Genomic DNA, 19,203 nt, shown 5'->3' on the forward strand with positions numbered 1-19,203 from the left:
AGCTTTCCCAAAGCGGTCGCAGCCTAAAGGACATCGCATGGAACGCCGCGCCCTACTCGGACTGGCCGTCGCCGCGACGGCGGCCGCGACGACCGCCCCCGCCGCCCGCGCCTCGTCGGGCGGCGGCGCGGCCTCGGCGGACACCTATTTCCGTCTGCCGATCATCACCGCCTCCATCCTCCACGCCGACGGCCGTCGGGGGGTGCTGTCGATCGAGACCGGGGTGGACGTGCCCGACGCCGCCCTTCGCGCCCGCGCCCAGCAGTCGGCGCCGCGCCTGCGCGCCGCCTACAACACCGTGGCCCAGCGTTTCGGCGCGGGGCTTCGTCCCGGCGCCGTGCCCGACATCGACCGCCTGGCCGCCGAACTCCAGGCCGCCACCAATACGGCCCTGGGCCGACCCGGGGTCCGCGTGCTGCTGGGCACGGTGATGGCGGTCTGAACCGGGCCGTCCTTAGAGGAAGGAATAGGGGTCCACGTCGACGGTCAGCCGCACCGACCCCGGAACCTTCACCCGTTGCAGCCAGGCGCGCAGGAAGGCCTGGATGTTCACGTCGCGGTCCGCCCGGACCAGCAGCCGCTTCCGGCGTCGACCCCGGACCAGGGCCAGGGGCGCGTCGGCGGGGCCGTATACCTCCAGCCGCTCGGCGTTGGGAATGGCCTGGGCCAGGTCGGCGGCGGTCTTCTCCACGGCGGCCGCATTCTCGCTTGACAGGATGATCGCGGCCAGCCGGCCATAGGGCGGCAGGGACGCCGCCTCCCGCTCGGCCATCTCGGCCTCGACGAAGGCGTCGCGGTCGCCCGCCGCCAGGGCTTGCAGCACCGGATGTTCGGGGGTCCAGGTCTGCAGCAGGGCCCGGCCCGGCCGGTCCGCCCGCCCCGCCCGCCCCGTCGCCTGGGCCAGCAGCTGATAGGTCCGCTCGGCCGCCCTCAGGTCCCCGCCGCGAAGCCCCAGGTCCGCATCCACCACCCCGACCAGCGTCAGGCGCGGGAAGTTGTGCCCCTTGGCCGCCGCCTGGGTGGCCACCAGAATGTCGATCTCCCCGTCCGTCATTCGCTGGATCAGGGCGCGTGCAGAGCGGGCGTCGGGTGCGGTGTCGGAGCTGAAGACCGCCGTGCGCGCCTGGGGGAACAGCTGGCGCACCTCCTCCTCGACCCGCTCGACCCCCGGCCCGACCGAGACAAGCGAATCCTCGGCCCCGCACGACGGGCACAGTCTCGGGCGCGGTATCGAGAAGCCGGTCAGGTGGCAGACCAGGCGGCCGGTGTAGCGATGCTCGACCAGCCAGCTGTCGGTGTCCGGCGCCGTCAGCCGATGCCCGCAGGCGCGGCACAGGACGACGGGCGCATAGCCGCGCCGGTTCAGGAACAGCAGCGTCTGTTCGCCGCGCAGCAAGGTCTCGCCGATGGCCAGACGCAGAGGCTGGGACAGCCAGGTCTGCGGATCGGGCGGATTTTGACGCAGGTCGATCAGGTCGATGTCGGGCAGGACCGCCGTCCCGTGCCGCGCCCCCAGCTTCAGCCAGTCGTAGCGCCCGCCCTGAGCGTTCCACAGCGTCTCCAGCGACGGCGTCGCCGAGGCCAGGACCACCGCCGCCCCCTCGATCCGCGCCCGCGCGACCGCCAGGTCGCGGCCGTGATAGACCAGCCCTTCTTCCTGTTTGAACGAGCCGTCGTGCTCCTCGTCCACCACGATCAGGCGCAGGTCGACGAAGGGCAGGAACAGGGCCGAGCGCGCGCCGACCACGATGTTGCAGCGGCCGGCGATCACCGCCTCCCACACCTGGCGACGGCGCGGCGGGGCGACGCCGGAATGCCATTCGGCCGGGGCCGCGCCGAACCGGACCGCGATCCGCTCGATCAGGGCCTGGGTCAGGGCGATCTCGGGCAGCAGGATCAGGATCTGGGCCGCCGGATCGGCGCGCAGCACCCGCGCGATGGCCTCCAGATAGGCCTCGGTCTTGCCCGATCCCGTCACCCCGTCCAGCAGGAAGGGGCGGAAACCGCCGCCGATCGCGCCGTCCGCCATCGCCGCCGCCGCCGCCGCCTGATCCCCGTTCAGGGACGCCGGCGCATGGGCAGGATCGGGCCGGTCGAAAGCGGCCTCGGCCGCGATCTCGACGACCTCCAGCACGTCCTCGTCAATCAGCCCCTTGACCACGCCGGACGATACGCCCGCCGCCCGCGCCAGATCGGCCGCCGTCATCGCCCGCTCGCCCAGCGCCTCCAGCACCCCCGTCCGCGCCGGCGTGGCCCGCGCCGGCGTCCGCTCCCCGACCCGCCTCACCCGCCGTTCGGGCCGCGGACGCGGCGCGCGCAAGCCCTTCAGCGCCGTCGCCGCCATTTCGCCCGGGGCCGACAGGGTCCAGCGCCCGGCCCATTCCACGAAATCCATCACCCCGGCCGGCAGGGCCGGATCGTCCAGCAGCGCCTCCACCGCCTTCAGCCGCCGGTTCGAGCCCGTCGTCTCGAACACCTCCGACACCACGCCCCGCATCAGGCGCGGCCCCAGGGGCACGGCGACCTGATCGCCGCGCGTCAAGGTCAGCGCCTCGGGAACCGCGTAGTCGAAGGCTTCCGGCACCGGCAGGGGAATGAGGACCGAGGCGACTTTCACCGAACTTCGCCCTCGGCTATGAAGCCGCCCATGAAACTCTTTCTCGATACCGCAGACGTCGCCGTCATCCAGGACCTGGTCCCCACCGGCATGGTGGACGGCGTCACCACCAATCCGTCGCTGATCGCCAAGTCGGGCCGGAACATCGCCGAGGTCATCGCCGAAATCTGCGCCCTGGTCGAGGGGCCGATCTCGGCCGAGGCCGTCTCGCTCGATTTCGAGACCATGCTCAAGGAGGGCGACAAGCTGGCCGCCATCGCCCCGAACGTGGTCGTGAAACTGCCCCTGACCTGGGACGGGCTGCGCGCCTGCCGGGTCTTCTCCGACAAGGGCGTCAAGACCAACGTCACCCTGTGCTTCTCGGCCGCCCAGGCGTTGCTGGCCGCCAAGGCCGGCGCCACCTTTGTCTCGCCCTTCGTCGGCCGGCTGGAGGATAATGGCGCCGACGGCGTGGGTCTGCTGGAGGAAATCCGCGTCCTGTATGACGTGCATGGTTTCGAGACCCATATCCTGGCCGCGTCCCTGCGCAACGTGGCCCACGTCGCCGCCGCCGCCGTCGCCGGATCGGACGCCGCCACCTTCGGCGCGGACACCTTCAAGGCCCTGGTGAACCACCCGTTAACCGACAAGGGGCTTGATGCCTTCGTGGCGGACTGGGCCAAGACCGGCCAGTCTATTCTATAGCATCGCACGTTCCGGAGAGGTCTGTTGAGCGGCTCATTGGACCTTTTCGAAACGTCGGAAACGGACGCAACCCCGCATATCGGCGACGGGCTGCATTGGCCCGAGGTGCGCGGCTGGCTGCAGACCCATGCCCAGACCCTGCTGGACGACCGATCCCTGCTGGAAGAAATCGGGCTGCGGCCGCACGGGCGCAATGTGGTCGACTTCGGCGCCGCCGCCCTGACGCGGCTGGAAGCCGTCGCCGAACGCGAGGCCGGCGCCCGGCGCGAGATCGAGATGATCGCCCGCGCCAACTTCGCCGCCCAGACCCAGACCCATGTCGCGACCCTGGACCTGATGGAGGCGCGCAACCACTCCGACCTGGCGCGGCGCCTGGACGGCGCGGCGCAAGGCCGCTTCGGCCTGGCCGGCGCCGCCATCGCCCTGGAAAAGCCTGGCGGCGTGCCCTTCGGCTGGCGCGCGCTGGAGGAAGGCGACGTGGACAATCTGCTGGGCGAGCACGGCCTGACCTGGCTGGGACCGATGATCGCCGGCCTCAACTTCTTCGGCGCGGCCGAGGATCAGGTGAAGTCCATCGCCCTGATCCGCATGGCCCCGCATCTGACTCCGGGCGCCCCGCCGCGTCCCTGCATCTGCGCCTTCGGCTCGCCCGAACCCGAAGGGTTCACCCCCACGATGGGCTGCGAACTGGCGGCCTTCCTGGCGCGGGTGGTCGAACGGATGGCCGAGCGATGGCCGGTCCTGAACTGACTGCGGCGCCCATGACAGCCGCCGACGCCCTGCGCGCCTGGCTGGATCATCTGGCGCATGAGCGTCGGCTGTCGCCGCGCACCCTGGAGGCCTACGGCCATATCGGCCGGCTCTATGTCGCCTTCCTGGAGCGGCATCGCGGCGAGGCCCTGTCGCTGGCCGACCTGGGAACCGTCGCCGCCGCCGAGGTGCGCGCCCATATGGCCGAGCGCCGCCAAGGCTCAAAGGAGGCGGGCGACCACCCGCTGGCGGCCCGCTCGCTCAGCCAGACCCTGTCGGCCATACGCGGTTTTCACGCCTTTCTGGACCGGCGACTGGACACGCCGGCGCCCCAGCTGGCCCTGGTGCGCGGTCCCAAGGCCAAGCCGTCCCTGCCCCGCCCCGTGACCGAGGATCAGGCGCGCGGCCTGCTGGCCGAACCCGACGCCGATCCCGACGCCGCACCGTGGGAGGCGGCGCGCGACCGCGCCGTCCTGACCCTGCTCTACGGCTGCGGCCTGCGGATTTCCGAAGGTTTGTCCCTGACGCGCGCTGAGGCTCCGTTCGGCGAGACGCTGCGCATCGTCGGCAAGGGGGCAAAAACCCGCATCGTTCCAGTCCTGCCCGCCGTGCGACAGGCGGTGGACGCTTATCTGGCGCTCCAGCCCTTCCCGCTCCAGCCCGCCGACGCCCTGTTCCGCGCACGGCGCGGCGGCCCTCTGAGCCCCCGCCACGTCCAGGCTTCGGTCCAGCGGCTGCGCGGACGGCTGGGCCTGCCCGAACGCACCACGCCCCACGCCCTGCGCCACAGTTTCGCGACCCATCTGCTGGGCGCCGGAGCCGACCTGCGGTCGATCCAGGAACTGCTGGGCCACGCCAGCCTGTCCACGACCCAGAAATACACCGGCGTCGATGCGGACAGGCTGCTGAACGCCTATGCGGCGGCCCATCCTCGGGCCTGAAGCGCGCGTCAGCCCTTGCCGAACAGCTTGTTCCAGCGGCGCTTGTCTCGGGCCTTCCAGGCGCCGCGGTGATAGGCGTCGGAGCCGATCAGGGGCACGACGGTGGTGGCCTCGGCGAAGACCATCTGTTCGTGGGTGGTCTGGACCTTGCCCCACGACGCCGCCTCCTTCAGCGTCGAGGACGAGCAGGCGCCGTCGCGCACGTCGGCGACGGTGATCTGGACGGCATAGCGGTGCATTTCGGCCTCGACGCCCAGGATTTCGGCGCAGACGACGGTGTCCTGGGCGAAGTTCTTGGGCACGCCGCCGCCGACCATGAACAGGCCCGTCACGCCTGCCGCGATCTTGATGTCGGTCAGTTCGCGGAAGTCGGCGATGGCGTCCAGCATCAGATAGGGCTGGCCCGCCGCCGCCCGTTCCTTCTGGTGCTTGACCAGACCGAAGCCGGCCGAGGAATCGACAAAGGCCGGGCAGAAGATCGGCACGCCCTCTTCATAGGCGGTCTGGATCAGCGAGCCGGGCTTCTTGGCGTTGCCCTCGGACAGCCATTTGCCCATTTCCCAGATGAACTCGCGGCTGGAATAGCCGCGCGGCTCCAGCCGGTTGGCGATCTCCAGAATGGTGTGATCGCAGGCCTGAAGCTCTTCCTCGTCGATATAGGTGTCGTAGATTCGGTCGATGTAGTTGTCGCGCAGAACGTTGTCGTCCACCTGGCCGGCGGCCTGATAGTGTCTGAAGCCCAGGGCCTCGAAGAAATCCATGTCGACGATGGAGGCGCCAGTGGCGACCACGGCGTCGACCATGCCGAACTTCACCATGTCGCGATAGACGTGCATGCAGCCGCCCGCCGAGGTCGAGCCGGCCAGGATCAGCCAGGGCGAACAGTCCTTGTCCTCGATGGCCATGGAGAAGATGTCGGCGGCGCGGGCGGTGTCGCGCGACGAGAAAGACATCTTGCGCATCGAGTCGATGATCGGGCGCGCGTCGAAGCGGGTGATGTCGACGTGCTCGACGACATTTTGCAGCAGCTGGGCCTTATGGTTGGACGAGACGGGTGCGTTCATTTCGGCGGTTTCCCTGTGATTTGAGCGCCCGTCGAACAAGCAGACCTGCCGGGACGGAGCGACCGACAGGACCGATAGACTTCCAACACCCAGCCGTCACCCTCGGACTTGATCCGAGGGCCAGACGCGCCGCCACGACCATCCCGCAAGGGAGTCGCGCACGACCCGATCCTCGGGTCATGCATGAGGATGACGGCTAGAGTTGGAGCGACCTACTTCCGGCGCGACTTGCGCTGGCCGGCCTTGCCCTTGGGGCGCGACAGGCGGACGACCTTTCGGGCGTTCTCTTCCGCCGTGGTGCGGACCGTGGGGATGGAGCGCGGGGCCAGGCCGTACAGCGAAGCCATCGGGGCGTCCTCGACCGCGGCGATGTCGTGTTCGCCATAGCCGTTGAAGCCCGTCGACATAGCCACGCCGTAAGCCCCCAGCATCCCGATCTCGATGAAATCGCCTTCGCGCACATCGGCCGGCAGCCAGAACGGGCCCGGCATGTGGTCGATGGAATCGCAGGTCGGACCGTAGAACTGGAAGGCCTTCAACTCGCCTGCGCTTTCGCCCCCATTTACGCTTTCTGGCCGCACCAGCTTGGTCGGGAAGGGCCAGCGCGAATGGGTCGCGTCGAACAGCGAGCCGTAAGACCCGTCGTTCAGATACAGGGCGTCGCCCTTGCGCAGATCGACGCGAGCCAGGATCGACGAGGATTCGGCGACCAGCGCCCGGCCGGGCTCGCACCACAGCTCGGTCGTCTCCGACACCGGCATCTCGTTGAAGCCGCGATGGATGGCGTCGGCGTATTCGCTCATGTCCGGCGGAACCATGCCCGGATAGACCGAGGGGAAGCCGCCGCCGACGTCGACGATGTCCACGATCACGCCGGCGCGGCTGATCGAACGGCCGACCTGGGCCATCGCCGCCTGATAGGCGGTGGGGCGCATGCATTGCGAACCGACATGGAAGCTGACGCCCATCAGCCCGTCCTTGACCGCCTGGCGCGTGGCCAGCAGCAGGGCCGGGGCCTGGTCCGACGACACGCCGAACTTGCCCGAAAGCGTATAGGCCGCGCCATCGGCCGAGACGGCCATGCGCACGATCAGGTTCAGGTCGTCGGCGCCGCCAGTGGCGTCGAGAATCTTGTTCAGCTCTTCCACGCAATCCAGCGAGAAGGTGCGGACGCCGTGATCGAAATAGGCCTTGGCGATCGCAGAGCGGCTCTTGACCGGATGCATGAAGGCCAAGCGCACGTCATGGCTGACCGAACGCACCAGTTCGATCTCGGCGATGGAGGCGACGTCGAAGGCGCGAACCCCGGCCTCGACCAAGGTCTCGATGACCCAGCGCGAAGGGTTGGCCTTCACAGCATAGAAGACGTCGGCCTTTAGATTATCCTGGAACCAGCGCGCCGCTACGGAAACCGAACGCGGCCGCACGAGGGCGACGGGACGCTCAGGGGACCGCTCACGGACCAGGTCCAGGGGAAACTGGTACGTGCGCAATTCACGTAACCCCCTGCCAATTGTTAACCCAGACCGGCGTTAGCAGCGCTTAACGGTTAGACCACGGGGTCCGCCGGAAGGCGCGATATGGGGACTTCGCACCGTCATGTAAAGTGGTAATTTCGTGGCGGGGCACGCATTCGGGCTGCGTGTCGCCCCGTGCACGAAGCGACGCACTGGACGAGATTGCGCCCGCCGTGCGATTAGGACTTGCCCAAACGCCTTCGTCGCGTCATGCGGCGCCCCTTCGCCACAGCCTCCTAGCGAGTTCATGAGTTCCTCCGCAGCCGCCGTCGCCCCCGGGCTAGTCCTGGCGCGTGACGTGTCGAAGACCTTCGGATCGCGAAAGGCGCTGGATGGCGTCTCGATTTCGGTCGCCTCGGGCGAGATGGTCGCCCTGATCGGTCCCTCGGGGTCCGGCAAGTCCACGCTGCTGCGCTCCATCACCGGGCTTCAGTCCATCGACCCCGGCAAGGGAACCATCCAGGTCTTCGGCGAGACCGTGCAGAAGGACGGCCGCATGACCGGCGCGGTGCGCAGGGCGCGCGGCAAGCTGGGCATGATCTTCCAGCAGTTCAACCTGGTCGGCCGCCTGAGCCTGTTCTCCAACGTCATGCTGGGGGCGCTGGGCCGCCTGCCGTCGTGGCAGGGGCTGCTGGGCCTGTGGCCCCAGGCCGACAAAGACAAGGCCATGGCGGCCCTGCACCGCGTCGGCGTCTCCGACTACGCCGCCCAGCGCGCCAACACCCTGTCGGGCGGCCAGCAGCAGCGCGGCGCCATCGCCCGCGCCATCGTCCAGGGCGCCAAGGCCATCCTGGCCGACGAACCTGTCGCCTCCCTGGACCCGGTGTCCGCCCGCAAGGTGATGGAGCTGCTGGTCGAGTTGAACAAGCGCGACGGCATGGGGGTGATCGTCACACTGCACCAGGTCGATTACGCCATCCGCTATTGCGACCGGGTCATCGCGCTCCAGGGCGGCAGGATCGTCTACGACGGCCCCTCCACGGCGCTGGACCAAAAGCGCCTGATCGAAATCTACGGTCCCGAATTCGAGGATGCGTTCTGGGAGACCAAGGCATGAGCCTGTTCCGTAATGCCGCCGCTCGCCGCCTGTTCGCGGCGGCCGGCGCGGCCGCGATGATCCTGGGCCTGGCCGCCTGCGGCGGCGGCGAGGACAAGCAGGCCGCTGACGGCGCGCCTGGCGAGATCACCTTCTCCATCCTGTCGGCGGAAGGCCAGGCTTCGGCCGGCCCGCTGTGGCAGCCGCTGCTGGACGACATGTCCAAGGCCATCGGCGTGCCGGTGAAACCCTATTTCGGCTCGAACTACACGGTTCTGGTCGAGGCCATGCGCGGCAACCACACCCAAGTCGGCTGGTTCTCGGCCAAGCCCGAGGTCGAGGCCATCGACCGCGCCAAGGCCGAGGTCATCGCCCGCACCGTCAACCGCGAGGGGCTGGACAGCTATCAGTCGACCCTGATCGTCAAGAAGGGTTCGGGCATCACCCTGGATAAGGTTCTGGCCTGCGGCAAGCAGTACAATTTCGGCATCGGCGACGCACAGTCGACCTCGGGCACCCTGGCGCCGCTGACCTTCCTGTTCAATCCGCGCGGCGTGGTGCCGGCCCAGTGCTTCAAGACCGTGCGCTCGGCCAATCACCAGGCCAACGCCTTCGGCGTGGCGACGGGCGTGATCGACGTGGCCACCTCCAACAGCGTCAACACCCTGTTCATGCGCAAGGAGAATCCGCAGCTGGCCGGCCAGATCGAGGACATCTGGACCTCGCCCCCCATTCCCGAAAGCGGCATCGTCGTGCGCGAGGACCTGGATCCCGCCTTGAAGGAAAAGATCCGCAGTTTCTTCCTGACCTACGGCCAGGGCGAGGGCGCCGAGGCCGAGCGCCAGCGCAAGATTCTGGCGGACCTGGAGTATTCGCGCTTCGCCGCCGCCGACGACAGCTATCTGGACCCGGTGCGCGAGATGATCGCCGATCAGAAGCTGGGCGAGGCCCGCGCAAAGGGCGACACGGCCGGGGCCGCCGCCGCCGAGCGCGAGCTTCAACGCCTGCGCAGCCTGCGCGAGGTTCGGCCTTGACCGCAGCCGTGACGCCCGTCGCCATTCCGGCGGCGCCGAAGAAATCGACCCTGGCCTGGGTCGCCGACATCCTGGTGTGGGGCGGCGTCGCGGCCGCCCTGCTCTACAGCATCGACGCGGTGGACCTGGGCAACATCTCGCGCCTGTTCGCCGGCAACGACAGCACCCAACTGTTCGTCCACGACCTGATGCGGCCCGACTTCTCCGACTGGAGGATGTTCGTCGCCAAGATGTGGGAGACGATCCAGATCGCCCTGTGGGGCACATTCCTGGCCGTGATCCTGGGCATTCCGCTGGGTCTGGCGGCGGCGCGCAACATCGCCCCCGTCTGGATCGTGACGCCGGTGCGCTGGATCATGAACCTGCTGCGTTCGGTGCCGGACCTGGTGATCGGCCTGCTGTTCGTGACCGCCGTGGGCCTGGGGCCGCTGGCCGGCGTCCTGGCCATCACCCTGAACACCGCCGGCGTGCTGGCCAAACTGTTCTCGGAGGCCGTGGAGTCCATCGACAAGGGGCCGGTCGAAGGCGTGCGCGCCACCGGCGCCGGCAAGCTGCACGAGATCGTCTGGGGCGTCCTGCCGCAGGTGGCGCCGCTGTGGACCTCGTTCGCCCTCTACCGCTTCGAATCCAACAGTCGTTCGGCGACGGTGCTGGGTCTGATCGGCGCCGGCGGCATCGGCCAGGTGCTGTTCGACAGCATGAACGCCTTCGACTTCCGCGCCGTCTCAGCCATCGTCATCGTCGTCGTGGTCGCCGTGACCCTGATAGACACCCTGTCACAGGTCATGCGCCGCCGTCTGCTGTGACGGCGTTCTGATCGGACGAGAAAACGCCGCGCCCGTCTCTTCGTCGGACTGTCACAATCCTCTGCTCTAAGCATCGCGAAATCGATACTCAGGGAGAGCTCAGGATGATCCGCATACTGAAACTGGCGGCTTCGGCCGCCGCCCTTCTGGCCCTGGCGGCCTGCGGCGACGGCGGCGGATCGTCGTCCGGCGCGCGCGCGGGCATCTGGGCGGCGGGATCGTCCACCGTCTTCCCGTTCGCCACGCGCGTCGCCGAAACCTTCGCCCGCACGTCGGGCGGCGGCGCCCCGCGCGTCGAATCGCTGGGCACCGGCGGCGGCATCCAGGCCTTCTGCCAGGGCGTCGGCCCCAACACCCCGGACATCGCCAACGCTTCGCGCCAGATGAAGGCGTCCGAATTCGACCTGTGCGCCAAGAACGGCGTCACCGAGATCGTCGAGATCAAGATCGGCTTCGACGGCATCGTCATCGCCACCGCCCGCAACGGCAATGGCTTCAACTTCGAACTGAACGATCTCTACGAAGGCCTGGCCAAGGAAGTGCCTGGTCCCGACGGGACCTTCATCGCCAACCCCGCCAAGACCTGGAACCAGGTCAACTCCGGCCTGCCGAACCAGCGCATCCAGGTCTATGGCCCGCCGCCCACCTCGGGCACGCGCGACGCCTTCTTGGAACTGGGCATGACGCCGGGCGCCAAGCTGGTGCCCGCGGTCAAGGCCATCGAGGGCGACGAGGACCGTTTCGAGGCCACCGCCCACACCCTGCGCGAGGACGGCGCCTGGATCGACTCGGGCGAGAACGACAACGCCATCGTCCAGACCCTGACCCGCACGCCGGGCTCGCTGGGCGTGTTCGGCTATTCCTTCCTGGAGCAGAACCTCGATACGGTGAAGGCCGAAACCATCGACGGCGTCCCCCCGACCGCCGACACCATCGCCAGCGGCGCCTATCCGCTGTCGCGCAGCCTCTACATCTATGTGAAGAAGGCCCACATCGGCGTCATTCCGGGCCTGCAGCAGTTCGTGCAGGAGTTCCTGTCGGAAGGCGCCGCCGGCAAGGGCGGCTATCTGGCCGACCGCGGCCTGATCCCGCTGCCGGAGGATCAGCTTCAGGCCCAGCGCGCCGTCATCGCCGCCATGACCCCGATGTCGCGCCCCGCCCGTTAGGACGGAACCGACAGTTCTCCCGCCCCTTTCTTTCGCCGGACCGCACCGGCTAGAAGGGGCGGCATAGCTGTCAGGAAACATCGATGACCTCCACGCCCGCGCGCCTGCGCAAGGCCGTACTGCCCGTCGCGGGCCTCGGCACCCGCGTTCTCCCCGGCACCAAGACGACGCCCAAGGAGCTGCTGAACGTCGTCGACCGGCCGATCCTGTCCTATATCGTCGAAGAGGCGCGCGAGGCGGGGATCGAGCACATCGTCTTCGTCACCGGCCGCTCCAAGGGCGCCATCGAGGACTATTTCGATCACCAGATCGAGCTGGAGGCCCAGCTCCAGGCCAAGGGCAAGACCGAAATCCTGGAGATGATGAACGCCGAACTGGCCTCGGCCGGGGAGATGAGCTTCACCCGTCAGATGCAGCCCAAGGGCCTGGGCCACGCCGTCTGGTGCGCGCGCGACATCGTCGGCCACGAGCCCTTCGCCGTCATCCTGCCGGACGTCATCGTGGACGGTCAGCCCGGCGCCCTGAAACAACTGGTCGAGGTCTACGCGGAGACCGGCGGAAATCTGATCGGGGTGGAATCGGTCGATATCGAACAGGCCCACAAATACGGCATCGTCGATCCGGCCGCCCGCGACGGAAACCGCATCACCATGAAGGGGATGGTCGAAAAACCCGCCCCCGGCACCGCCCCGTCCAACCTGTCGATCGCGGGCCGCTACATCCTTCAGCCGGAAATCTTCGACCTCCTGGCGACCCAGGAGCGGGGGGCCGGCAACGAAATCCAGCTGACCGACGCCATGGCCCGGCTGATGGCGCATCAGGCCTTCACCGCCGTCGAATACGCCGGCGTGACCCACGACTGCGGCGACAAGATCGGGCTGCTGCGCGCCAACGTCGCCCTGGCCCTGAAACGCCCCGACCTGGGCGAGGCGGCGCGCACGGCGGTTTCGGCGCTGCTTTGACCTTGGGCAATGCGGCGGGGGTTCCGGTTCGCCGCGCCCCCTGCTAACCCTCCGCGCACATCATCAGGAGACGAACCATGGCCGCTTCCGAGGGCTGGGACATGCCGACCGGCGAACTCATGAAGGGCAAGAAGGGCCTGATCATGGGGGTGGCCAACGCTTCCTCCATCGCCTGGGGCATCGCCTCGCAATTGGCAGCCCAGGGCGCCGAACTGGCCTTCACCTATCTGGGCGAGGGGCTGGAGCGCCGTGTGCGCCCGCTGGCCGAAAGCGTGGGCGCCAGACTGCTGATCCAAGCCGACGTCGCCGACGACGCCTCCATGGACAAGGCTTTCGCCGAGCTGGAGAAGGAATTCGGAACCATCGACTTCGTGGTCCACTCGGTCGCCTTCGCCAACAAGGACGAATTGAAAGACAGCTTCGTCGACAACACCACGCGCGACGGCTTCCTGCTGGCCATGAACATTTCGGCCTTCAGCTTCGTGGACGTGGCGCGCCGCTCGGCCAAGCTGATGCCGAACGGGGGTTCGATGATCACCCTGACCTATCTGGGGTCCGAGCGGGTCATTCCGAACTACAACACCATGGGCGTGGCCAAGGCCGCGCTGGAAGCCGCGACCCGCTATATCGCGCGCGACCTGGGGCCGAAGAACATCCGCGTCAACGCCATCTCGGCCGGAGCCATGCGCACCCTGTCGCTGGCCGGCATCTCGGGCGGGCGGGGCCTGCATTCCAAGTCGGCCCAGTTCTCCCTCATCAAGGAGGAGACCTCGATGGAGGGCGTCGCCGGGGCGGCCCTGTGGCTGTGTTCCGACCTGGGGCGTTCGACCACCGGCGAAGTGGTTCACGTCGACGCAGGCTTCCACGCCGTGGGCCTGCCGGAAGACATCGAGGGCTGATCCGGCTCTTCCGGGTTTCACGACGACGATTTAAGGCCGGGGCATGACTGCTCCGGCCTTTTCCGCACGCGCCCTGCCCCCGTCCGTCTTTTCGTCCGCCGCCGTGGCGACCGTCGTCGGGTTCGGAGGCACGGTGGCTCTGGTGGTCCAGGCGGGACAGGCCCTGGGCGCCGCGCCGGTCCAGATCGTCTCCATGGTGACGGCGCTCTGCCTGGGCATCGGCCTGACGGGCATGGGGCTGAGCTTGGCGCTGAAAACGCCTGTGGTCCTGGCCTGGTCCACGCCGGGCGCAGCGCTTCTGGCCGCATCGGCTCTGGGGCTGGGCTGGGCCAATGCGGTGGGCGCCTTCGTCGTCGCGGCCGTGCTGATGATCCTGACGGGCCTTCTGCCGGTCCTGGGTCGATTGGCCCAGAGGATACCCCCCGCCATCGCCTCGGCCATGCTGGCGGGGGTTCTGCTGCCCTTCGTCCTGCGTCTGTTCAAGGCGGCGCCCGAGGCGCTGACCCTGGCTGTCGCCCTGCTCGGCGTGTTTCTCGTCATGCGGCGGCTATGGCCGGCCTGGGCCCTGCCTGCGGTGCTGGCCGCAGCCTTCACGATCCTGGCCCTGACGGGCCGAGTGGAACTGCCCGCAAGCACGGGCCTGTTCGGGACGCTGGCGCCCGTCACGCCGACCTTCGACTGGAAGGCGGCGATCAGCCTGGGTCTGCCGCTTTTCCTGGTTACGCTGGCTTCCCAGAATCTTCCCGGATTGGTGGTGCTGAAGGCCGCAGGCTACGCCCCGCCGGCCGACCGGCTGATCCTGGCGACGGGCCTGGCCAGTCTGGCGGCGGCGCCGTTCGGAGCGCACGGGGTCAATCTGGCCGCCATCACCGCCGCCCTGTGCACCGGGCCGGACGCCCATCCCGATGCGGATCGGCGATGGGTCGTGGGCGTCATCTATGGGGTCTTCTATCTGGCGGTCGCCCTGTTCGCCGCCCCCCTGGTCGGACTGTTCATCGCCATGCCGTCCGCCATCCTGGCCATCATCACCGGCCTGGCCCTGGTCGCGCCTCTGTCAGGGGCGCTGGAGACCATGCTGAGCGACAGGGGCGAACGAGAGGCGGCGGTGCTGACCTTCGCCGCCACGGGATCGGGCTTGGCCCTGTTCGGCGTGGGATCGGCCTTCTGGGGGCTGATCGTGGGCTTTGCGGCCCTGATGGCGAAACGCTGGATCAGACCGAAGGCCCGACCCAGCGTTCATCCTGTCCGGCCTATCGCCCGAACGCGATCTTAGTCGCGCAGCGACGCCGGCACCTGGCCGCCGTTTTCGGCGAGCTTCCGCCAGACGGCCTTGGACAGGGCGATGTTCTGTTCGGCCGAGCCGTGCTCGCCGGCGTGGACGTTCAGCTCCTCGGCCAGTTCCTTGCGCGCCGACAGGCTGGAATCCAGGTCCAGCAGCTTCAGCAGGTCGACGATGGAGGTGCGCCAATTGCCGCCGCCGCCCTTGGACGCCGCCAGATCGCTGAGCACCGCTTCGACATCGACAGGCGCCAGCGTGGGGGCGGGGGCGGCGGTGGGCGCGGCGCCGGGAACGGGCGGGGCGCCGGCGGCGGGCGTCTGTTGCGGGGCCGGCTTGGGCTTGTGGCCCGTGATCCTGTTCCAGATCGAAGAGAAGATACCCATGAGTTCGCGCTCCTGTTGATGCGTTTCGATAATGCCCAGAGGCCGCGACGGTTCAGTGACGCCGCAAAGCTTCCGCCCCGGCGTCCGGGTTCGGCGCCCTCAGCTTCTGGCCGGGATTTCCAGGCCGCGCTGCACGGCCGGCCGGGCCAGCCCCCGCTCCAGCCAGGCGGCGACGCGGGGGAAGTCGGAAAAGCCCACGATCTCGCCCGCTTCGTAAAAGCCGATCAGATTGCGCACCCAACCCAGCGCAGCGACATCGGCGATGGAGTAGTCGTCCACTATCCAGTCCCGGTCCTTCAACCGCGTCTCCAGCACGCCCAGCAGGCGGCGGCTTTCGGCGACGTAGCGGTCGCGCGGACGCTTGTCCTCGTAATCCTTGCCGGCGAAGCGGTGGAAGAAGCCCAGTTGGCCGAACATCGGGCCTATGGCGCCCATCTGGAACATGACCCACTGGATCGTCTCGTAGCGGGTCGCCGGATCGGCCGAGAGCAGCTGGCCGGTCTTTTCCGCCAGATAGATCAGGATGGCGCCGGATTCGAACAGGCCCAGCGGCCTGCCTCCCGGCCCGTTCGGATCGATGATGGCGGGAATCTTGCCGTTGGGGTTCAGCGACAGGAACTCCGGCCCCCAGGTCTCGTTGGCCATGATGTCGACCAGGTGCGGCTCGTACGGCAGGCCGATCTCTTCCAGCATGATCGAGACCTTCACCCCGTTGGGCGTCGGCAGGGAATAGAGCTGGATCCGGTCCGGATGCCGCGCCGGCCAGCGGCGGGTGATGGGGAAGGCGGACAGGTCGGTCATTGGGCGGGCCTCCGGCGGTTAGGCCCACATGTCGGGAGGACGCCGCCATTTGGCAACCGCCCCAGGCGCGGTTGATCGCAAGCTTGTGTCTGGAACCGAACACGTCCTGGCGCCAAGCTTGGCCGTGACCGCCGATCGGTCGCATCAAGGGAGACGCCCGATGGCGCACAAGTTCGAAGTCTATCAGGACAAGGCCGGCGAATACCGAGTCCGCTTCAAATACAACGCCGAGGTCATCTTCTCGACCGAAGGGTATTCCGACAAGTCGGGCGCCAAGCGGGCGATCGAATCGATCAAGAAGCACGTCGGCGACGCGCCCGTCGAAGACGCATAGGGGGGCGACGCCCCTAGTCGGGTTCGCGCTCGCCCACCTCGATCGGCGGCACGGCGACCAGCCAGCCGTCGGCCAGATGCAGTTCGGGCGTCGCCGCCTTGGTGAAGGGCAGGTACCAGGTCGGGCCGCCCGTCGCCGGGGCGATCTCCAGCATGTCGTCGGCGCCGAAGTTCTGGACCGACTTGACCGCGCCCAGGACGGCGCCGGCCATGTCGCGGACCTCCACGCCGATCAGATCGGCCAGGTAGAATTCGTCCTCGTCCGGTTCGGGGAAGCGGTCGCGGGGGACGTGAAGCTTCAGGCCGCGCAGGGCGTCGGCCTGTTCCTTGGTGGCGATCTCCTTGGCCCGACCGACGACGCCGTTCTTGTCGGGCCGGGTCGAGGTCAGGGTCAGGGCCACGGTTCCGTCGGCGCGCAGCAGCGGCCCATAGGCAGTCAGGGCCAAGGGATCGGCGGTGAAGGCCGTGACCCGCACCTCCCCCCGAACCCCGAAACCGCCGCCGACCTGGCCGACGAGGATGAGTCTGCTGCTGTCCTGGGTCATGTCGATCCTTAGCGCATGAAAAAGGCGGCGCCGAAAGACGCCGCCCTGATCATCGACGAGGCGAAAGGCTCAGCCTTCAGCCTTTTCCTCGGTCGCTTCCTCGGCGGCCGGGGCGTCTTCGGCGGCGGCTTCCGCAGCCGGCGTTTCTTCGGCGGCCGGGGCGGCCGCGGCGGCTTCGGCTTCGGCCTTGGCGGCAGCGGCGGCCTCAGCGGCCTCGGCCTTGGCGGCGGCTTCGGCTTCCAGGCGGTCGGCTTCGCGCTGGGCGCGCTCGGCGGCGCGTTCCTGCGCCTTCTTGCCCGGCTGGGCCTTGTTGGGGTTCTGGCCTTGCGTCCACTTCACCTTGGCGCCCAGGGTCTCGTCCTGCGACAGGAAGCGAGCGACGCGGTCGGTCGGCTGGGCGCCCTTGCCAAGCCATTCGGCGATACGCTCGACCTTCAGGGCGACGCGGGGCTGGGCGCCGTCCTTGGGCAGCATCGGGTTGTAGCTGCCGACCTTCTCGATGAACTTGCCGTCGCGGGGCGAGTGCGAGTCGGCGACGACGATGTGGTAGTAGGGGCGCTTCTTGGCGCCGCCGCGGGCCAGACGAATCTTCAGCATTTTCAATCTCTTTCTATATTATTTCTTCTTGGGGAAACCCGGCAGCCCCGGAAGGTCGCCCGGCAGGTTCGGGAGTTGACCGCCGCCCAGACCCGCCAAGCGGTCCTGCACGGCCTTCAATTCATCGGCGCTGGGTTCGGGCATCTTGCCGCCGCCCAGGGCCTTCAATCGGTTCAGGTCGGCGCCGCCCATGCCGGGCATTCCGCCGCCGCCGAGACCGCCGAGCATGGCGGCCATCTGCTGCATCTTCTTGGGTCCGCCGCGCGCCATCGACTTGACCACATCGGCCATCTGGCGGTGCTGTTTCAGAACCCGGTTCACGTCCTGCACATCGACGCCGGCGCCGGCGGCGATGCGCTTCTTGCGGCTGGCGTTCAGCAGGTCGGGCTTCTTGCGCTCGGCCTTGGTCATCGAAGAGATGATGGCTTCCTGGCGCAGGATCATGCGGTCGTCGATGCCGCTTTCGGCCATCTGGCCCTTCATCTTGGCCACGCCGGGCAGCATGCCCATGATGCCCTGAAGCCCGCCCATCCGCTTCATCTGTTGAAGCTGGGCCGCCAGGTCGTCCAGGTCGAACTGACCCTTGGCCAGCTTGCGGGCCATCTTCTCGGCCTTGGCTTGGTCCAGGTCCTGGCTGGCCTTTTCCACCAGGGCGACGATGTCGCCCTGGCCCAGGATGCGGCCGGCGACGCGGCGGGCGTCGAACACGTCCAGCGCATCGACCTTTTCGCCGGCGCCCAGATATTTGATCGGCAGGCCGGTGACGGCCCGCATCGACAGCATGGCGCCGCCGCGCCCATCGCCGTCGGCGCGGGTCAGGACCAGGCCGGTCAGGGGCAGGCGCTCATGGAAGGCCTTGGCGGTGCGGACCGCGTCCTGGCCGGTCAGGCTGTCGGCGACCAGCAGGGTCTCGACCGGCTTGGAAATCTCGGCGACCTCGGCCACCTCGTTCATCAGCCCCTCGTCCAGGGTGATGCGGCCGGCGGTGTCCAGAATCAGGACGTCGAAACCCTGCAGCTTGGCCGATTGCAGCGCCCGGCGGGTGATCTGGACCGCGCTTTCGCCGGCCACGATCGGCAGGGTCGCGACCTCGATCTGCTTGCCCAGGGTCGCCAACTGCTCCATCGCGGCCGGACGACGCGTGTCCAGCGAGGCCATCATGACCTTCTTGCGATCGAACTTGGTCAGGCGCAGCGCCAGCTTGGCCGCGGTCGTGGTCTTGCCCGAGCCCTGCAGGCCGGCCATCAGCACAACGGCGGGCGGATTGGCGTTGGTGTTCAGCGGGACCGGCTCTTCGCCGCCCAACATCTCGATCAGGCCGTCATAGACGATCTTGACCACCTGGTCGGCCGGCTTGACCGAACGGATGACCTCTTCGCCGGTGGCGCGCTCGGTGGCGAAGGCGATGAAGTCCTTGACGACCGGCAGGGCGACATCGGCCTCCAGCAAGGCCACGCGCACTTCGCGCATCGCCTCGGCCACATCCTTTTCGGACAGGGCGCCGCGCCCGGTGATCCGGTCGAAGACGCCTGTCAGCCGCTCGTTCAGAGCCTCGAACATTCACTACCTCATATCGACGGGTGAAACGGCTCCATACGACAACGGCCCCCGGCGACGATCACGTCGGCGGAGGGTTCTCGCCCACCTCGTTCTCTTTATAGCGGGCTATCGGCCTTGCGGCCTGCTTGAGCCCGAACGGGCCGTGCTCAAGCAGCGCGGAGCGCGGTAGCACGACAAAAAGAGCTGTCGTGTGGGTGGAGACGCGAGGTTCACTTGCGTCGGAAGCGGC

20 protein-coding genes are annotated in these 19,203 nt (G+C 68.4%); 12 read left to right on the forward strand and 8 right to left on the reverse strand.

The annotated features are described in order from the left end of the window. Positions 1-37 precede the first annotated feature (37 nt). Complete coding sequence (locus tag AC0L6G_RS10415) at positions 38-442, forward strand: Tat pathway signal protein (RefSeq protein ID WP_473252153.1); 405 nt, start codon at positions 38-40, stop codon at positions 440-442. A gap of 12 nt (positions 443-454) precedes the next feature. On the opposite strand, the gene AC0L6G_RS10420 is transcribed toward AC0L6G_RS10415, so the two are convergent. Continuing rightward, positions 455-2,617 (reverse strand): primosomal protein N', encoded by a 2,163-nt coding sequence (locus tag AC0L6G_RS10420; RefSeq protein WP_473252154.1) that lies wholly within the window; start codon positions 2,615-2,617, stop codon positions 455-457. A 30-nt stretch (positions 2,618-2,647) separates the two neighbouring features. On the opposite strand from AC0L6G_RS10420, the gene fsa reads away from it, so the two are divergent. The 3 genes from fsa to AC0L6G_RS10435 are packed head-to-tail and all read left to right on the forward strand — an operon-like array spanning position 2,648 to position 4,992. Then, positions 2,648-3,301, forward strand: a complete 654-nt coding sequence (gene fsa / locus AC0L6G_RS10425; protein ID WP_473252155.1) for a fructose-6-phosphate aldolase — start codon at positions 2,648-2,650, stop codon at positions 3,299-3,301. Between the two features lie 36 nt (positions 3,302-3,337). Continuing rightward, positions 3,338-4,051, forward strand: coding sequence for a DUF484 family protein (locus AC0L6G_RS10430; protein WP_473253239.1), 714 nt, complete (start codon positions 3,338-3,340; stop codon positions 4,049-4,051). Next, positions 4,033-4,992: a tyrosine recombinase XerC gene (locus tag AC0L6G_RS10435; protein ID WP_473252156.1), complete on the forward strand. Its 960-nt coding sequence runs from the start codon at positions 4,033-4,035 to the stop codon at positions 4,990-4,992. The genes AC0L6G_RS10430 and AC0L6G_RS10435 overlap by 19 nt, the downstream gene beginning before the upstream one ends. An 8-nt stretch (positions 4,993-5,000) precedes the next feature. Here the strand turns inward: AC0L6G_RS10435 and AC0L6G_RS10440 are convergent, their stop codons facing one another. Together AC0L6G_RS10440 and AC0L6G_RS10445 are read right to left on the reverse strand one after the other, a co-directional pair. After that, positions 5,001-6,056: a 1,9-bis(guanidino)-5-aza-nonane synthase gene (locus AC0L6G_RS10440; RefSeq protein ID WP_473252157.1), complete on the reverse strand. Its 1,056-nt coding sequence runs from the start codon at positions 6,054-6,056 to the stop codon at positions 5,001-5,003. Positions 6,057-6,268: 212 nt separating this feature from the next. Beyond that, positions 6,269-7,549: a type III PLP-dependent enzyme gene (locus AC0L6G_RS10445; protein ID WP_291536957.1), complete on the reverse strand. Its 1,281-nt coding sequence runs from the start codon at positions 7,547-7,549 to the stop codon at positions 6,269-6,271. Between the two features lie 271 nt (positions 7,550-7,820). Here AC0L6G_RS10445 and phnC point away from each other — a divergent pair, with 271 nt between their 5' ends. The 7 genes from phnC to AC0L6G_RS10480 all read left to right on the forward strand — a co-directional run bounded on the left by phnC (position 7,821) and on the right by AC0L6G_RS10480 (position 14,749). Then, the gene (gene phnC, locus AC0L6G_RS10450; RefSeq protein WP_473252158.1) at positions 7,821-8,630 is read left to right on the forward strand and encodes a phosphonate ABC transporter ATP-binding protein; all 810 of its coding nucleotides are present in this window, start codon (positions 7,821-7,823) and stop codon (positions 8,628-8,630) included. Beyond that, a complete protein-coding gene (gene phnD, locus AC0L6G_RS10455) occupies positions 8,627-9,643 on the forward strand; it encodes a phosphate/phosphite/phosphonate ABC transporter substrate-binding protein (RefSeq protein WP_473252159.1) in 1,017 nt (338 codons plus the stop codon). The genes phnC and phnD overlap by 4 nt, the downstream gene beginning before the upstream one ends. Continuing rightward, the gene (phnE, locus tag AC0L6G_RS10460) at positions 9,640-10,449 is read left to right on the forward strand and encodes a phosphonate ABC transporter, permease protein PhnE (protein ID WP_473252160.1); all 810 of its coding nucleotides are present in this window, start codon (positions 9,640-9,642) and stop codon (positions 10,447-10,449) included. The genes phnD and phnE overlap by 4 nt, the downstream gene beginning before the upstream one ends. Before the next feature lie 104 nt (positions 10,450-10,553). Then, a complete protein-coding gene (locus AC0L6G_RS10465; protein WP_473252161.1) occupies positions 10,554-11,615 on the forward strand; it encodes a substrate-binding domain-containing protein in 1,062 nt (353 codons plus the stop codon). A gap of 83 nt (positions 11,616-11,698) precedes the next feature. Further along, positions 11,699-12,577: a UTP--glucose-1-phosphate uridylyltransferase GalU gene (gene galU / locus AC0L6G_RS10470; RefSeq protein WP_291536963.1), complete on the forward strand. Its 879-nt coding sequence runs from the start codon at positions 11,699-11,701 to the stop codon at positions 12,575-12,577. A 101-nt stretch (positions 12,578-12,678) separates the two neighbouring features. Next, the gene (locus AC0L6G_RS10475; protein ID WP_473253240.1) at positions 12,679-13,476 is read left to right on the forward strand and encodes an enoyl-ACP reductase FabI; all 798 of its coding nucleotides are present in this window, start codon (positions 12,679-12,681) and stop codon (positions 13,474-13,476) included. Between the two features lie 43 nt (positions 13,477-13,519). Further along, complete coding sequence (locus AC0L6G_RS10480; RefSeq protein WP_473252162.1) at positions 13,520-14,749, forward strand: benzoate/H(+) symporter BenE family transporter; 1,230 nt, start codon at positions 13,520-13,522, stop codon at positions 14,747-14,749. On the opposite strand, the gene AC0L6G_RS10485 is transcribed toward AC0L6G_RS10480, so the two are convergent. Together AC0L6G_RS10485 and AC0L6G_RS10490 are read right to left on the reverse strand one after the other, a co-directional pair. Next, complete coding sequence (locus AC0L6G_RS10485; RefSeq protein ID WP_473252163.1) at positions 14,746-15,138, reverse strand: DUF3597 family protein; 393 nt, start codon at positions 15,136-15,138, stop codon at positions 14,746-14,748. The genes AC0L6G_RS10480 and AC0L6G_RS10485 overlap by 4 nt on opposite strands. A 99-nt stretch (positions 15,139-15,237) precedes the next feature. Continuing rightward, the gene (locus AC0L6G_RS10490) at positions 15,238-15,939 is read right to left on the reverse strand and encodes a glutathione S-transferase N-terminal domain-containing protein (RefSeq protein ID WP_473252164.1); all 702 of its coding nucleotides are present in this window, start codon (positions 15,937-15,939) and stop codon (positions 15,238-15,240) included. A gap of 160 nt (positions 15,940-16,099) precedes the next feature. On the opposite strand from AC0L6G_RS10490, the gene AC0L6G_RS10495 reads away from it, so the two are divergent. Continuing rightward, positions 16,100-16,273: a YegP family protein gene (locus tag AC0L6G_RS10495; protein WP_291536967.1), complete on the forward strand. Its 174-nt coding sequence runs from the start codon at positions 16,100-16,102 to the stop codon at positions 16,271-16,273. Positions 16,274-16,286: 13 nt separating this feature from the next. Here AC0L6G_RS10495 and rimM read toward each other — a convergent pair whose 3' ends face one another. The 3 genes from rimM to ffh form a co-directional block, all read right to left on the reverse strand. Next, the gene (gene rimM, locus AC0L6G_RS10500) at positions 16,287-16,817 is read right to left on the reverse strand and encodes a ribosome maturation factor RimM (protein ID WP_473252166.1); all 531 of its coding nucleotides are present in this window, start codon (positions 16,815-16,817) and stop codon (positions 16,287-16,289) included. Positions 16,818-16,886: 69 nt separating this feature from the next. Continuing rightward, positions 16,887-17,414, reverse strand: coding sequence for a 30S ribosomal protein S16 (gene rpsP, locus AC0L6G_RS10505; protein ID WP_314187653.1), 528 nt, complete (start codon positions 17,412-17,414; stop codon positions 16,887-16,889). Between the two features lie 18 nt (positions 17,415-17,432). Beyond that, positions 17,433-18,974, reverse strand: a complete 1,542-nt coding sequence (gene ffh, locus AC0L6G_RS10510) for a signal recognition particle protein (protein WP_473252168.1) — start codon at positions 18,972-18,974, stop codon at positions 17,433-17,435. Positions 18,975-19,203 lie beyond the last annotated feature (229 nt).

It is taken from the genome of Brevundimonas sp. D3-1P, from assembly GCF_055809335.1.